The 14907-nt window shown below is 45.6% G+C and carries 18 protein-coding genes; 4 read left to right on the plus strand and 14 right to left on the minus strand.

Features of this window, described 5'->3' with window-relative positions; all coding sequences use genetic code 11:
- Positions 1 to 411: 411 nt before the first annotated feature.
- The 6 genes from QUA07_RS23890 to QUA07_RS23915 all read right to left on the minus strand — a co-directional run bounded on the left by QUA07_RS23890 (position 412) and on the right by QUA07_RS23915 (position 4968).
- Complete coding sequence (locus QUA07_RS23890; RefSeq protein ID WP_333048207.1) at positions 412 to 1545, minus strand: glycosyltransferase family 1 protein; 1134 nt, start codon at positions 1543 to 1545, stop codon at positions 412 to 414.
- Between the two features lie 682 nt (positions 1546 to 2227).
- On the minus strand, positions 2228 to 3376 hold the full coding sequence (locus QUA07_RS23895; RefSeq protein ID WP_333057384.1) for an NAD-dependent epimerase/dehydratase family protein: 1149 nt from the start codon (positions 3374 to 3376) through the stop codon (positions 2228 to 2230).
- A 110-nt stretch (positions 3377 to 3486) separates the two neighbouring features.
- Positions 3487 to 4077, minus strand: coding sequence for a chromophore lyase CpcT/CpeT (locus tag QUA07_RS23900; protein WP_333330022.1), 591 nt, complete (start codon positions 4075 to 4077; stop codon positions 3487 to 3489).
- A 225-nt stretch (positions 4078 to 4302) separates the two neighbouring features.
- Positions 4303 to 4515 carry a helix-turn-helix domain-containing protein gene (locus tag QUA07_RS23905; protein WP_332942973.1) on the minus strand — a complete coding sequence of 71 codons (213 nt, stop codon included), beginning with the start codon at positions 4513 to 4515 and terminating at the stop codon, positions 4303 to 4305.
- Between the two features lie 17 nt (positions 4516 to 4532).
- Entirely contained in the window at positions 4533 to 4745 is a 213-nt protein-coding gene (locus QUA07_RS23910; protein WP_333330025.1) for a helix-turn-helix transcriptional regulator, read from the minus strand.
- Positions 4746 to 4755: 10 nt separating this feature from the next.
- Positions 4756 to 4968, minus strand: a complete 213-nt coding sequence (locus QUA07_RS23915) for a helix-turn-helix transcriptional regulator (protein ID WP_333139222.1) — start codon at positions 4966 to 4968, stop codon at positions 4756 to 4758.
- A gap of 135 nt (positions 4969 to 5103) precedes the next feature.
- Here QUA07_RS23915 and QUA07_RS23920 point away from each other — a divergent pair, with 135 nt between their 5' ends.
- Positions 5104 to 5337: a hypothetical protein gene (locus QUA07_RS23920; protein WP_333330028.1), complete on the plus strand. Its 234-nt coding sequence runs from the start codon at positions 5104 to 5106 to the stop codon at positions 5335 to 5337.
- A gap of 303 nt (positions 5338 to 5640) precedes the next feature.
- Here the strand turns inward: QUA07_RS23920 and petL are convergent, their stop codons facing one another.
- On the minus strand, positions 5641 to 5742 hold the full coding sequence (petL, locus tag QUA07_RS23925) for a cytochrome b6-f complex subunit PetL (protein WP_006633742.1): 102 nt from the start codon (positions 5740 to 5742) through the stop codon (positions 5641 to 5643).
- Positions 5743 to 6259: 517 nt separating this feature from the next.
- On the opposite strand from petL, the gene aroB reads away from it, so the two are divergent.
- Positions 6260 to 7354 carry a 3-dehydroquinate synthase gene (gene aroB / locus QUA07_RS23930; protein ID WP_333330031.1) on the plus strand — a complete coding sequence of 365 codons (1095 nt, stop codon included), beginning with the start codon at positions 6260 to 6262 and terminating at the stop codon, positions 7352 to 7354.
- 96 nt (positions 7355 to 7450) lie between these two features.
- Here aroB and QUA07_RS23935 read toward each other — a convergent pair whose 3' ends face one another.
- Positions 7451 to 8221, minus strand: a complete 771-nt coding sequence (locus tag QUA07_RS23935) for a tetratricopeptide repeat protein (protein WP_333330034.1) — start codon at positions 8219 to 8221, stop codon at positions 7451 to 7453.
- A gap of 191 nt (positions 8222 to 8412) precedes the next feature.
- Between QUA07_RS23935 and QUA07_RS23940 the strand changes: the two genes are divergently transcribed.
- Positions 8413 to 9249, plus strand: a complete 837-nt coding sequence (locus QUA07_RS23940) for a stomatin-like protein (RefSeq protein ID WP_333080056.1) — start codon at positions 8413 to 8415, stop codon at positions 9247 to 9249.
- Here the strand turns inward: QUA07_RS23940 and folP are convergent.
- The 6 genes from folP to QUA07_RS23970 form a co-directional block, all read right to left on the minus strand.
- A complete protein-coding gene (gene folP, locus QUA07_RS23945; RefSeq protein WP_333330038.1) occupies positions 9240 to 10106 on the minus strand; it encodes a dihydropteroate synthase in 867 nt (288 codons plus the stop codon). The two genes, QUA07_RS23940 and folP, sit on opposite strands and share 10 nt — an antisense overlap.
- Before the next feature lie 93 nt (positions 10107 to 10199).
- On the minus strand, positions 10200 to 10760 hold the full coding sequence (locus QUA07_RS23950; RefSeq protein ID WP_333330041.1) for a Uma2 family endonuclease: 561 nt from the start codon (positions 10758 to 10760) through the stop codon (positions 10200 to 10202).
- A 123-nt stretch (positions 10761 to 10883) separates the two neighbouring features.
- On the minus strand, positions 10884 to 11609 hold the full coding sequence (tpiA, locus tag QUA07_RS23955; protein WP_333075901.1) for a triose-phosphate isomerase: 726 nt from the start codon (positions 11607 to 11609) through the stop codon (positions 10884 to 10886).
- A 75-nt stretch (positions 11610 to 11684) separates the two neighbouring features.
- Positions 11685 to 11870 carry a PCP reductase family protein gene (locus QUA07_RS23960; protein ID WP_006633749.1) on the minus strand — a complete coding sequence of 62 codons (186 nt, stop codon included), beginning with the start codon at positions 11868 to 11870 and terminating at the stop codon, positions 11685 to 11687.
- Between the two features lie 100 nt (positions 11871 to 11970).
- Positions 11971 to 12936, minus strand: coding sequence for a hypothetical protein (locus QUA07_RS23965; protein WP_333330044.1), 966 nt, complete (start codon positions 12934 to 12936; stop codon positions 11971 to 11973).
- A gap of 330 nt (positions 12937 to 13266) precedes the next feature.
- Entirely contained in the window at positions 13267 to 13530 is a 264-nt protein-coding gene (locus tag QUA07_RS23970) for a hypothetical protein (RefSeq protein WP_333330046.1), read from the minus strand.
- Positions 13531 to 13772: 242 nt separating this feature from the next.
- Between QUA07_RS23970 and QUA07_RS23975 the strand changes: the two genes are divergently transcribed.
- Positions 13773 to 14786: a PleD family two-component system response regulator gene (locus QUA07_RS23975; protein ID WP_333330049.1), complete on the plus strand. Its 1014-nt coding sequence runs from the start codon at positions 13773 to 13775 to the stop codon at positions 14784 to 14786.
- Positions 14787 to 14907 lie beyond the last annotated feature (121 nt).

Consider the following 14907-nt stretch of genomic DNA (forward strand, 5'->3'; position numbering starts at 1 on the left):
CTCGATCGATCTTTTTTACAACCTCGATACTGATGAGGGTTCGTCAATTCAAGCTGAACTTAAGTTCGCAAAACTGCTAGCCTGAAAATTAGGTGACAGGCTTTAGTTCGATCGAGAGTGCAATGTGGATTGGACGCCCTGTGCTCTGCCCCAGCGCGCGGTGTGACTGTTTTAGCGCACTCGGCGACCGTATCCGGTCAGGTAAAGGGCGCTATGAAAGCAGCGCGCAAGGCCTTCCTACAGAGCTTACTCATAGTTTAATGGTAAATGCAACAGCAGGATAACGACGGTAATTTATACAGCAAAAAAGTTCGATCAATCTTTGAAAACATCCCTATTCAATACCAACTGACGATCGAACAGCGAAGCTAAGCTGGCGGTGATGTTTAAAGGTGCTACCGATCCTGACATTTAGGCCGCTCTGGGCACAGACTGGGCAAACACCACTGATTGATAGTAGCGCTGCAGTTGTGCGGCGGCGGCTGCCCAACCCCAGCGTTCGGCTTCTCGGCGAGCGTTATGGCGCAGGGTTTCCCGTTCTTCGGGATTCGCAAACAGACGCTTAGTGGCTGCGAGTGCTCCTTCTTCGTCGGCTGGGTCAAATAAATATCCGTTAACACCGTCGGTGACGATATCGGGAATTCCGCCACTGCGCGCCGCCACTACGGGCGTCCCTGCAGCCATTGCTTCTAGGAGCACTAAGCCCAGGGTTTCGGTGCGGGAGGGAAAAATGAAGGCGTCGGCAGATGCGTAAGCTCTTGCGAGTTCTTGCCCCTTGAGGTAGCCGACAAAATTGGTGGGTGTGCCGGCAAAATATTGTTCAAGGGTTTGCCGATGCGGGCCGTCTCCCACTAAGGCGAGGCGGGCATCGGGAATTGCTGCGAGGACTGGTTTGATGCGTTCGATTTCTTTTTCTGCACCGAGGCGGCCGACGTACAGCAGCAGGGGACTGTCTGGGTTATTTTCAGAAAGGCGCGATCGCATTTCTCGACTTGCCAATTCCGGGACAAACATTTCAGTATCTACGCCCCGCTGCCATAAATCTACCCGATCGATCCCGTGGTTTCTGAGTTCTTCCACCATTGCTGTAGAAGTACACAGATTCAATTCTGCTTGGTTGTGAGCACCTTTGAGCAATTCCCACAATAAAGGTTCGAGGACTCCAAAACCGTAATGGTGCAAATATTTCGGCAAATGCGTGTGGTAAGAAGCCAAAATCGGAATGTTGAACTTTTTCCCGTAATATATACCGCCCAATCCCAAAATAGCGGGATTGACAACATGAATAATATCCGGTTTAAACTGCTCTAATTGGCGACCGACAGCGGGAGAAGGAAGTGCCATTTTCAATTCCGGGTACATCGGCAAAGGCAAGCCCTCCACACCGTAAACTCGTGCGCCTTTGTATTCTTTAATTCCGTAATCTGGAGAAAATATCAGAACTTGTTCGCCCGATCGCTGCAAGTGATCTACAGTGTGAATCAAGCGCGTCACAATGCCGTCTATTTTCGGCAAAAATGTTTCCGTGAAAAGAGCAATTTTCATAAAAATAAGTTACTTAGGGAGCCGATAATCATAGCTTGGGGCAAACGGCATCGGTAACAGGATACACTGTGTCGGGGGGAGTAAGTCATGGCGTGCGATCGGCTGCTTTTCTACACTTCTTCTGTCAGTTGCACTACCGCTAATTCCGAGCGAGAGGTTTTTGAGATCAAATGCCAATTCCCTGAATGCCAATTGATACAATTATCCCACCTAAAAGCCATCCCACACTTTCTGTCAAGCAATTAATTCTGTAAATTTCCTGTGCTATCCCGGCAATTTATCTCGATTTTTAAGTGGCAGATAAGCCTTTGCTAACTCGCCACTAATTTAGATCACTCGGCGTTACAGCAGCCCATTCCCCTATTAAATAATAAGCCAAAACTGCCCTCGCTGAAAATCCAGGCATAACCACCCAAAGCAACAGAATGAGAATTCGACTTTTCACGGGGTTTCTTCCCAAACAAGCCAGCGGTAAAAACCTGATGCCATTTTTTAATTAACCGCAGAGGACACAGAGGACACAGAGAAAGAGATAAAAAAGATAGATTATCGTAATATACAGCAAACTCCATTCAGAACTTGCGAACCCTTTTCCTCTCTTCCCTTCTTTTCTCTTACTGCGCGCCCTTCGCGCCTTCGCGGTTCGTTAAAAAGCTCTTTCCCCGCAGATAGAAGCCAGAACTTACTTCCAAGAAACCTTCGGCAAAATCTGATTTTTATCGACACGGTGCTGATATTTTGTAGCAAAATTCAGCAGAGAATCGAGCAGGGAATCTGAGAGATAGTGCGGTTGCAAACCCAGGTCTAGCAAATTGGTGTTTTTGGCATTGAAATAATGTTCTTCTTTCTCGACTCTGGGATTTTCGATGTTGTTGATTTCTACTTTTAATCCCATTGCCATGCCTGCTTTTTGCACCAAGGAGGCTAAATCGCCGACGCTGAATTGTTCGGTGAATTGGTTGAAGACGCGGAATTGTCCGGCTTCGGCGGGGTTGGCTAGAGCCAATTCCACGCACCGCACGGTATCCCGAATGTCTAAGAAGCTGCGGGTTTGTCCGCCACTGCCATAAACCGTCAAAGGATGACCGATCGCAGCTTGGATGCAAAATCTGTTCAATGCTGTCCCGAATACTCCGTCGTAGTCCAAACGGTTGATCAACAGTTCGTCCATGCCGGTTTCATCTGTGAGCACGCCGTAGACTACGCCCTGATTTAAGTCGGTGGCTCTTAAACCCCAGATTTTGCAAGCAAAATGGATGTTGTGGGAGTCGTGGACTTTTGACAGGTGGTAGAAACTGCCTGGTTGTTTGGGATAGGGTAGTGTATCCTTGCGGCCGTTGTGTTCGATCGTAATGTAGCCTTCTTCAATGTCAATATTCGGCGTGCCGTATTCGCCCATTGTCCCCAATTTCACTAGGTGACAGTCGGGGAAGTCTTCGCGGATGGCGTACAGCAGGTTGAGTGTCCCGACGACGTTATTGACTTGAGTGAGGACTGCGTGTTCGCGATCGATCATTGAGAAAGGTGCCGAACGCTGTTCGCCGAAATGGACGATCGCCTCTGGTGCAAATTTTCTCATGCTTTTGCTGAGAAAATCGTAGTTGGTGATGTCACCGACGAACAAGTCGATCGACTTGCCCGTTAAATCTTGCCATCGCTGGAGTCGTTGCTGAATCGGTGCGATGGGAGTGAGGGTGTCGCTGCACAGTTCCAGATCCCAGTGCCGCCGCACGAAGCTGTCGAGGATGCCAACTTCGTAACCTTTGTTAGAAAGGTAGAGTGCGGTTGCCCAACCGCAATAGCCATCGCCACCAATAACCAGGACTTTCATAAATCAACGGTGAATCTTGCTTGCCAATACTGGGTTAATGTACCAGGTATTGGTGCATTCTGAACCTTTAATCAAGCGTGTTCGCCCAGGAGAGACTCTGTTTTTTTGGATTAAACCGGAATTTCGTCGGCGAAACTGGCCCGGCGGGTGAATTCAAAAGGGCCGGCCTGGGCTCCCCAGACATGGGCGTCGGTTTCTGGGTCACGTCCGCGATCATGGCTAATAAATTTGTCTTGGTCTATCTCAAATTCGCTGTCTAAATAGGTTTTTTTGCCCTTTCTGACCACCATGCAGCCTTTTCCGGGTTCGACAGACCCTTTGAAGCTGTTGCCCGTCCACTGCGTAATAAAGGTGCAGCCGGGAAGTAGAGTCAGTTGTGCTTTTTTGATTTCTTGCAGCCGTTGCGGGTCGCGGGCAGCGCCGTAGAATTGTTCTTCGTTTTCTATGGCATAATTTTCGATGTCGATTCGATCGTCCACCGGGACTAATTTCAAAACTCGGACTCGGTACGGTACATTCAGTTCAATATCGTAGGCTTGTTCTAGGTACAAGCTGATCCCATCCAGAACTTCGACGGGTAAAGGCCTCATGCAGACGCGGATGTGGGCGAAGAATGGCGGATTTTCAAAGGCTTGGGCTTGGTTGCTGAAATCGGCGGCCATCCAGCGGGCGAGGGTGACGATATCTGTGGAATGAGTCATTTCGATTTTAGATTTGGGATTTTCGATTTTAGATTGGGGATCTAGTAAAAATTATTTTAGGGGAAAGCGGGCGATCGGCTATAGAAGGTAGTTATATGCTTTACGAACCAGTAAAGAAAAGGTGGCGATCAGTACGGCATTTATCAACGTATCCCATTAGCGAGATCGTCCTTTTCTTCTACCAGCGCTGGAATTTTTAGTCGAACTCGCCCCATTGGTGCGCCCTCAATCTTCCAAAATCTCGACCAAATCTTCCATCGTCACGTCGAAAGCACGGGCAATTTTGTAGACAGCAGAAAGATCGACTGTGTTTAAAGCATCCCGCCTCCCGTAGCTTTTTACCGTGTTGTAGTTGACTCCGGATCGATCGGCAACTTCTTTGAACGTCCAACCTCTTTGCTCAGCTAGTTCTCGAATCCGCAGTCTAACGTAGCCCATTAGTGCGAGCGCCCTTACTATTCCAAAAACTCAACCAAATCTTCAATCATTACATCAAAAGCAAGGGCGATTTTCTGAACGGCGCTCAGATCGACCATACTCATCCCATCATCGCGTCTAGCGTACCCTTTAACCGTGTTGTAATTAACCCCAGAGCGCTCGGCCACGTCTTGCAGCGTCCAGCCCTTTTCTTCTGCCAACTCTCGAATCTTTAGTCGAACTCGCCCCATTGGTGCGCCCTCAATCTTCCAAAATCTCGACCAAATCTTCCATTGTCACGTCGAAGGCGCGGGCAATTTTGTAGACAGCAGAAAGATCGGCTGTATTCAAAGCATCGCGCTGAACGTAGCTTCTGACAGTGTTGTAATTAACTCCGGATCGATCGGCAACTTGCTTTAGTGTCCAACCCTTTTGCTCAGCTAGTTCTCGAATCCGCAGTCTAACGTATCCCATGTTTTAACTTGACATTGATGCGTATGCAACATATGATATCTATGTACACTGAAAACGATCGCCCTCAGAGCCTGGAAAACTTAAGGGCGATCGCTTTTTCTACCACACCCCACGAACGTGGGGAAGGATTACCCTATGATACCAACATCGAAGCCCAAATTAAACACTCATCCCTGGTGTATCGTGCGGCAATTACCAAATATGCAGCGATTGGTGGTTGCTCGGTTCCACCGCCGGGGCGATGCGGAGGGATACATACAGATTTTACAGCGGTTGTTGCCGACGGCTAAACACGCGATTGTTTTTGATACGACAGGGGCTGAGAAATTGGCACAAGTGCGATCTACTCAATTAGAACGAATCGTGTAATTAATCAGGAGCGATCAAATTTTATAACAAGTGCGATCGCTCCTTCATTCTCAAGGCGAATAATTGGGGAATCGAGGGATTTTAGATTTTAGATTTTAAATTTTAGATTTTCCATTGAAGCATTAACTAAATTACTTTCTATCAAGTATTAAAGTAGGGAGTTATAGGATCTAGTCCTATAAAACAAAGCATTTGCGCCGTCAATCTACAGATTTAATCAGAGATTTTTGGCGCAAATACTTTGTCGAGGTGATACTTTTGCCAGAGATTAAATACTCTGGTTCAGACATCTAAATTAGCAAATTAGATGAGTTTGACAGCCCGCAGACCAAACATCAGCACTGTTGCCAAGCCAATCATGCCGCCAAAAATCCCAAAATAAGTTATTGCTCCGCTAAGAGTCATGGCAATTTCTCCAAAACAATCAATAAAAAGACATTTGACACTCCCCACCTATTAAGGCTGGGGATTCTTGGTTCACTGATACACCTTAAAACTCTCTATCCTTTCGGCACTACTTAAACCAAAAACCCGGTCAATAGAACTAAGTTTCGAGTCTAATTTAGAGGAGTCCCAGCGGGCTTATCTCCGCAAGCTTTAGAGGATTGCTCCCCTTGTTTCCGTATGCCCTACGGTACAACTTGAATATCAAGTATTTGATTTTGCCCTTTAACGGGTGCTCATTGGCTACCCTAGCTCTGTTTATCGTGGTGATCGCCATCCACTACGCATTACTACTTCCTATCCTGTCAAGTGGGGACACCCCAGATTTATATTGTCTTGTGATAGCGGTTTTTCAGCCTGTGCTATCTCTAGTATGCCATACTAGAGCGACACTATATCGACATTAATCCGTCGAAGTGACGGGGTTTTCAACCCAATTTTCTGATAATCTAAAATCTAATATCTAAATTAGATAAATATGCAATCGATAATTAAAGTTGACTTGGGGCCACAATCTTACAATGTTTGCGTGCGATCGGGCGGCTTAGACGAACTCGGCAGTATGATGGGCGATCTAAGTTTGGGCAAAAAAGTGCTGCTGGTGTCGAATCAGTCGATTTTTCGGCAGTACGGCGAAAGAGCAACCGCAGCCCTCGAATCAGCAGGTTTGGAAGTCAGTAGCTGCATTTTACCACCGGGAGAGCAGTACAAAACTTTAAATTCGGTACAGAAAATTTACGGTGCGGCTTTGGAAAACCGCTTAGAACGTTCCTCGACAATGGTGGCTTTGGGCGGCGGGGTGGTTGGCGATATGACGGGTTTTGCTGCGGCGACGTGGCTGCGGGGAATTAATGTCGTACAAGTTCCGACTTCGCTGTTGGCCATGGTTGATGCTTCTATTGGTGGCAAAACGGGGGTAAATCATCCTTTAGGGAAGAATTTAATCGGGGCTTTTCACCAGCCGCGTTTGGTGTTAATTGACCCGGATGTACTCAAAACTCTGCCCGCGAGGGAGTTTCGTTCGGCGATGGCGGAAGTGATTAAGTACGGGGTGATTTGGGATGTTGAATTGTTTGAAAAGTTGGAAAAGTGCAAGCGTTTGGATCAAATGCGCTATGTGAAGGCGGATTTGTTGGCAGAAATTTTGAGCAGGTCTTGCCAAGCTAAGGCTGAGGTGGTAAGCAAAGACGAGAAGGAATCGGGTTTGCGGGCGATTTTGAATTACGGACACACCATCGGTCATGCTGTGGAAAGTTTGACCAATTACAAGGTGATCAATCACGGGGAAGGAGTAGCAATCGGCATGGCTGCGTCAAGCCGATTGGCTGTGGAGTTGGGAATGTGGGATGCTGAGTGCGATCGCCGTCAGTCTGCTTTGATTGAAAAAGCGGGTTTACCTGCCAAATTGCCTGCAGGTGTGGATGTTGAGGAAATTTTGCATACTTTGCAACTCGATAAAAAAGTGCAGGATGGCAAGGTGCGGTTTGTGTTGCCGGTGCGCTTGGGTGAGGCTGCTGTGAGCGATCGGGTGGATGGAGATTTGATTATACAAGTTTTGAAGGAAATGCTTTAGATTCTCGTTTTTGGGTGTGTTTAACCGCCGCTGAACGCTGATTCACGCCGATCGCCAAAGATGTTTTTTCTTTCAATCGGCGATCGGCGGTTGAGTTTAGGACTCGCTGGATCGCGAATTAATTTCCTCCAAAATTTTATCTACTCTGTTAGCAGCTTGAGTTCTACCTTGCTTGATAAATAACTCCTTAGCTTTTTTGAGACTGGCTACCGCCTCCGCTTGGTTTTCCTTGTCTCCTAGCTGGTACAAACCGACTCCTAAATTGTTTAAAGCATCGGGATATCGATCGTTAATTTTAACGGCTTGTCTCCACTGAACAATTGCCTCTGGCAACTGGCCTTGACTTGCCATTGCCACGCCTAAATCGTTGTGAGCTTTGGCGTGCTGTGGGTTGACTTCAATTGCTTTTTGGAATAGAACGATCGCATCGCTCATTTTATCTTGCCCCGACAGCATAGTTCCCAACTTGTAATAAGCATCCGCTTCTTTGGGATAGCGAGCGATTAGTTGCCGGTACAAAGCTTCGGCATTGACAGCATTTCCTTGACCGTAAAGGTCGTTGGCAGTTCTCAAACCCATCGTGTAGCCTTTACCTACAACTTGGCACTTTTTCTCGGAGTTGCCTTCCTGCTTGCAAATCCTTAGTTCGTCTCCCTTCATCTCGTAGGACAGAACTTCCCGAACAGCAGGGGTGCGGCGCGGGGGCTGCAAGTTCTGCGATTGCAAGTTTTGGGAGAGTTGCAGGGCGATTGTCTCAGCTTGTGCCGGTTGGGCCGCTGCGACATTGCAGATTCCTGCACCCAACAAAAGGCTTGGGGCAATCCACCTCAAAGGTTTGAGCCAGGGAAACTCTCGATCGTTTTTCATGTCTTTTGTGGAAACGTGTTGTTGATATGCTGGGTTTCACTAGCGCCGTAAGAGTCGGAGCCGATGGGGCCCACCCGATGAAATAGTTAGTTATTAACAGTCGAGATATTTTAGCACTGCGGGGCCGAGTTTGAGTTAAATTAGAGTAGAATTCCGATCGATTCTCAGTCAACCTTAGCAGGAAAATAGAAATGGGGCAGTCTATTCTTACCATGCTCTTTGCGCTCATCCTCGGCTACGCTGTTAACTCAAGCGTCAAAATAGTCAGCGGTGGCGACGAAGCTTTAGTGGAACGTTTGGGTCAATACAAGCGCACCCTCAAGCCAGGATTCCACTTTATCAGTCCCCTGGTCGAAAAAGTCGTCTGCGTGGACACAAGCCGTGAAAGAGTTTTAGACATTAAACCTCAGTCAGCAATCACGGGAGATAATGTGGCTCTCGAAGTCGATGCCGTTGTGTATTGGCGGGTTGTGAATTTACAGAAAGCTTATTATGGAATAGATCAAATTGAAAATGCGATCGCCAACTTAGTTTTAACGACGTTTCGCGCTGAAATTGGTCGATTGCCCATGCAAGACATCTTGGGTTCCCGAGATGACATGAATAAAAAGTTACTCAAAAAGTTGGACGAAGCTACTGAAACTTGGGGTGTCAAAGTAATTCGGGTGGAAATTCAAAGCATTACACCTCCGAAAAGGGTGCAAGAAGCTATGGAATTGGAGCGCGCCACCAAGAGCGAGTGGCAAGCAATGGTTAATAAGGCGATCGGCACTAAGGAGTATATGAGGCTCTTAGTTGAAGCTTTAGACTCCCATCCCAATAGCAAGCAAGTTTTGAATTACTTAGTAACTGAAAAATACTTAGAGGCTCAACAAAAATTGGGCGAAAGCGACAATGCCAAAATTCTGTTTATGGACCCGAGGAGCATGACCGAAGCCCTGGGCGAGCTGATGGGTTCTATGCCCGATGTGATTCATTCTGAGGGCGGAGAAATGAAAGTTATCGATACTCCGACTTCTCAAGACTGATTCCTGAAGATAGCGTCGGCAACCAGACAAACATCGTGCATTTCTCTGACATCGTGAACTCGCAAGATATCTGCCAAATTTGCGATCGCACCTGTACAAGCCGCCGCTGTCCCCCAAACTCTTTGTTTCGCTTCTGGCTGATTCAAAATGTGACCTATGAAGCTTTTTCGCGATACTCCGACTAAAATCGGACAGTTTAAAACACGGAATTTTCGCAACTCTCGCAGAATTTCTAAGTTTTGACTGTAATTCTTAGCAAAACCAATACCAGGGTCGAGAATTATTTGAGATTTGTCAATCCCCGCAGCAACTGCTGCCGCAATTCGACTCTCGAAAAATTCCCCAATTTCTCCCATTAAATCCAGATAATCTGTGAGTTGTTGCATCGTCTGGGGAGTACCCCGAATGTGCATCAAAATTATTGGCACTTTTAACTGAGCAACGGTTGACAGCATTTCCGCATCAAAAGTAGCTCCCGAAATATCGTTAATTATATCCGCTCCCGCCTCAACCGCAGCTTTAGCAACCTGCGATCTGGTAGTATCGACCGAAATAGGAACTGAGCCAAAAATATCGGCTTTTTGTCGCAGTATTTGTACTACAGGTATAACGCGATCGATCTCCTCTGCTAAGGATATTTCCGCTGCACCTGGCCGAGTAGATTGACCGCCAATATCAATAATATCAACTCCAGATTTTACCATATTTTCAGCTTGCGCTAAAGCAGATTCTATGGTATAGAAATCTCCGCCGTCACTAAAACTGTCAGGGGTTACGTTCACAACGCCCATCAAATAAGTTCGTTTTTCCCACTCAAAAACTTTATTTCTAATTGTAATTTTTTTGTTATTTATCATATCACCTAATCACTCGGCGATTGAAATCGCTTCTTGTAAAACGAAATTCATCTTTAAAATACGCAAGAATAAAGCAGAAGCGCCATTCTTAATTCAACCAAAACTTAACCAGCTAAAAACAGTGTCAACTGTCAATTCTAATTCAATTTTATCAATTATTGGCAACAGATATGCACCTTTGTACAGTTCTACTTTTTGTCCTGGAAATACTGCCAAAATACTCTCTTCTTCTGGATCTAGCAACCACCCCAACTCAGTGCCGTTTCGCGAACAGTGGAGTAAGTTACTCAGCACTTTTGTTTGGCTTTGGTTTGGAGAGAGAATTTCTATCGACCAGTCGGGATTAATGTCAAAGCGGTTAGCAATTCTACCCGACGGCAAACAAGGAATTCTTTCCCATCGGAATACTGCTACATCTGGCATGATTGATGCGCCGCCAAAAGTGCAGCGCAACTCGGGAAAAGCATTGGCAATTTTCCGAGTTTTCGCTACTTGATTGATAGTCTTGCAGAGTTCACCTTGAAGTACGCTGTGTTCACCTTGAGGCATGGGCTTCTGAATGATTTGTCCCTCAAGAAATTCTGAGGCCGGTTCAGTTTCAGGAAGTTTGAGGAACTCGTCTAAGGCTGGCTTGGGTTTAACGATCGCAGTCATAGGTTAATTCTCCCGATCCGAGAAACACTGAACGGCACATCACAATTGTAGGCGATAGCTGTTTAATTCCCGCTGCCCTTGTTCCAATTACCAGTTAACACTTACCAATTAGCAATTACCTAATTACTGATAATTGACAATTCGAGCAAAACTCGCAGCTTCCAAACTAGCACCGCCTACCAGAACCCCGTCAATCTCAGGCATCGCCATAACTTCATCAATATTCTCCGGTTTAACAGAGCCGCCGTACTGAATTGGCACGCCCGGATTAGTCAATTTACTGCGAATCAAACCAATAACTCGGTTAGCTTCCTTCGTTTCGCAAGTATCGCCAGTGCCGATCGCCCAAATCGGCTCGTAAGCAATTACCAACTTATTTTGGTCAACATCAACTAGATCTTTTTCCAACTGAGAAAAAATGTGAGATTCAGTTTCCCCTGCATCTCGCTGCTGCTTGGTTTCCCCAACGCACAGAATCGGAATTAAATCGTATTTCTGAGCCGCTTTTAGCCGCAAATTCACCGTTTCGTCAGTTTCCCCAAAATATTGGCGTCGCTCGCTGTGGCCGATGATGACATAACGGACACCAAGTTCACTCAGCATTGGCCCGGAAATTTCCCCAGTAAAAGCTCCCGACTCTTGCCAGTGGACGTTCTGAGCACCGAGTCTGATCCGGCTGCCGTGCAAATTTTTCGAGAGGACAGCCAAGGAAGTGAAGGGAACGCAAAGCACGACTTCCCGTTCCTCTGGGGTTTCCGTCAGGCAGGACATGAATCCTTGAAGAAACTCTAGGGATTCAGTCCTAGTTTTGTACATTTTCCAGTTGCCAGCAATAACTATTTTCCGCACGGGTGACTCAGTAGCTCTGTGAACATCAAAATCAGGCAAATTATAGTGTAAAGCTTTAGGGTACCTTTCGAGCCCTTATTGCCCAAACTCAATGCGAGCTTGCTCAACTAAGTCAACGGTGACGACTTCGGTTTCGGCTTCGCGGGCCAACTGCTCGATGCGGACGCGGGCTTGTCCCCGGACAAAGTAGGGAATATTTTTCAGCTTCGCCTTGGCTTCTGGCGTCCATTTTAAATCATCGGAAAATTCGGAATCGGGCATGGCGTTTTGAGCGATCGACTACAAGCCTTCATGGATCTGGCTTTGATGGAAAGCCTTGATTTCTTAAATTTACCACGAGTTGCGATCGCCCCACACCTTCTCACTCTGCCTTAAATTTGTTGCCTAAAATAGCCGACGCCTCTTGTAAAAGCTGATTCTGCTCTTGTCGAATGGTTTCCAACCTTGTCAAAATATTAGCAAGTCGTTCTTGAGACTCTAAACTGTTTGATTCAACTCCCCTCAATTGTAAACCTGAATTATTTTTGTCTTCGGTATTCTTTGAAACCAATGAGTTTACAGCCACTCTACCGACATTACTTACAGATTTAGAGCCGACACTCAAAACTCTTTGCATAAATTTTACAGGGCTTTGCAGAATAAATAACCATCCTCCAGCAAACAAGCTACTTAAACCCTGAAAAAAACCCAATGTAATGAATATAAATAGTAGTATCAGTGCTAAAGATATCAGCGGATGACTCACAAGCCAAAAAATTACAGGATTAGAATCAATCCACTCTTTAACAGTAGTATTGATAGCACTTTGAAGGGCATCTGAAGCGGTATCGCTCATATTTGTCGCCTTGTTAAGGCTATCTTCTAATGAAGCCTTAGCCTTTTCGGTAGCTTGATTTACACTCTCTACAGCTTGGCTAGTGCTTTGATTCAGAGTATTGATCGCAGAGTTAGTAGTTTGATTAATAGTTTCTTTAGCACTTGCCGCAGAGTGAGAAACAGCATCAACAGCTTTGTTGGTACTTTCACTGACGCGACTAACTGCTTGATTGGCGACTTCCGATATAGAAATCCTCGCTGTTTCGGTTTTCTCTGCTACAGTACCTAAAGCATTATTCGTACCTTGATTAACAGTATTAACGGCAGAATTCGTAGTTTGAGTGAGAGCTTCTTTTGCCTGATACGCAGTTTCAGATAGAGAATATTTAGCTTGTGCTGTTGCTTCTGAAACAGAATTAACTGCTTTTCCGACTTGTTCCGTCCAAACTTCTTTCGTTTTTTGAAAGCTTTGAGAAAAATCTTGAGAAAAATCAGGGAGTGCTACTTCCATAGTCAGGGATCTCTATCAAGTTAATTTACTGTTTTCCAGTGATTATAGTATATAGCAATTCTTGCAGGAGTCATAATTTTTTTACCCTCCCCAACCCTCCCCGAACTCGCGGGGAGTCCGTAAGAAATTCACAAATGATGCGAGAATTGCTATAGTATTAGCTTCCATGCCCCCATGCTTTGAAAGATAGTGCCAACGCTTTGACGATGTGTTCCAGACTCAAGCCCAAAGACAGGAGTTTATACACTATCTGGGGGGATTATTGGGAGAAAGAAGAGAAACAACCTATCGGAGAACGCGCAAAAGGCTGTAAAAATTTCTTAACAAAGCTTACGCCTTTTGGCCGTCAGAGCTTCCTGGTGCGGACAAACGCTCAACTAAGGGCGAAGCTATACGCGATAATGTGACCATCAGATGTATTTCCCAAAAATAGCTCGGACGATCGCTCAAAGATGAGGTTGGAATTTGATGCACCTGAAAAAGGCTGAATTTAGTTGAGAAATATAGCATATTATTCCAGTGGTGATCGCCAGATAACTGGCGATCGTTCGTCAAAGCTCGCTCGACGTTGTAAAAACTGTTTAATGCCCCCAAAAATAATTACATATTTACAAAAATTAGCGCAAGTTACCAGACTTTATATCCCCAAAAAAAAGCGAGAACTTTTAAGTAAACTGTGGCTGTTGGTTAAACAAACCCGACGCTGCCTAGGATTTTGTTGCGGCAGCTTAGATGGTGTATAATTTATGACATATTAGCCAATTTTTTACTTTCCATCCCAAGCTCAAAATATGCTAGGCTAGAATATTTCCAAAGCTTGAGATACACGATGACATATGTATCAATCATTAGAAGAGTCAGCCATTTCGACTAACCCATCTACGGAATCGTCCTCTCTAATTCTGATTGTGGATGACGATGCCTTGATGCGTTTGCAACTTCGACTGTATTTACAGAAGGAAAAATACCGAGTGGCTGAAGCTAATGATGGGTTGACAGGGCTAGCAGCTTATGAGGAAGTACATCCAGACCTCATCCTGCTAGATGCAGTGATGCCCACTATGGATGGTTTTGCTTGTTGTCAAAAATTATCTGAAGTGCCTGAGAGCGATCGCCCACCTATTTTGATGATTACTAGCTTGGAAGACAAAGAATCTGTCGATCGAGCGTTTGCAGCAGGAGCGGCTGACTATATCACTAAGCCGATTCACTGGGCTGTTCTGGGACAGAGAGTGCGACGGTTGATTCAGCAATTCCACTTGCAACAGCAACAAACCCTACTTTACAAACAGCTAGAAGCCGCCAATCGGCAATTAAAATACCTCGCGTCAATTGACGGCTTGACTCAGATTGCCAATCGCCGTCAGTTTGACCAACAGCTAGAGGAGGAGTGGCGACGCATGACGAGGCAGCAAACTCCTTTGTCACTGATTTTGTGTGATATCGATTTATTCAAGCCTTACAACGATACTTATGGACACCAAGCAGGGGATGTATGTTTACAGCAAGTTGCCGCAGCTCTCAATCGCAGTATTAATCGAGCTGGAGATTTAGTCGCACGTTATGGAGGTGAAGAATTTGTAGTGATTTTGCCCGAAACAGAGCTTGAGGGAGCCGTCCAAATCGTTAAAAAAATTCAGGCTTGCATCCAAGCTTTAGCAATAGTTCATAAGAGTTCTCCGAATCATTGCATTACGCTCAGCTTCGGTATTACCAGTGTGATTCCTACCCAAGAGAGCCGGCCAGAAACTTTAATTACTGCTGCCGATGCAGCACTTTATCAAGCCAAAGACAAAGGTCGTAATACTTTTTGCACCAAGATTCATACAGTTAATGAATTCACCCGTTAAATCATAAGGGTAAAAACTATGCCTCTCGAAATTTGGAATAATTATTTTTTAAAAGTTTAGCGAAATATCAAGTCCTGCATGAGTAAGCCTTGATATTAGTATTAAAGCCTCAATAATCGGT

The sequence above is a fragment of the Microcoleus sp. T3_A4 genome, assembly GCF_036700465.1.
Lineage (GTDB): Bacteria > Cyanobacteriota > Cyanobacteriia > Cyanobacteriales > Microcoleaceae > Microcoleus.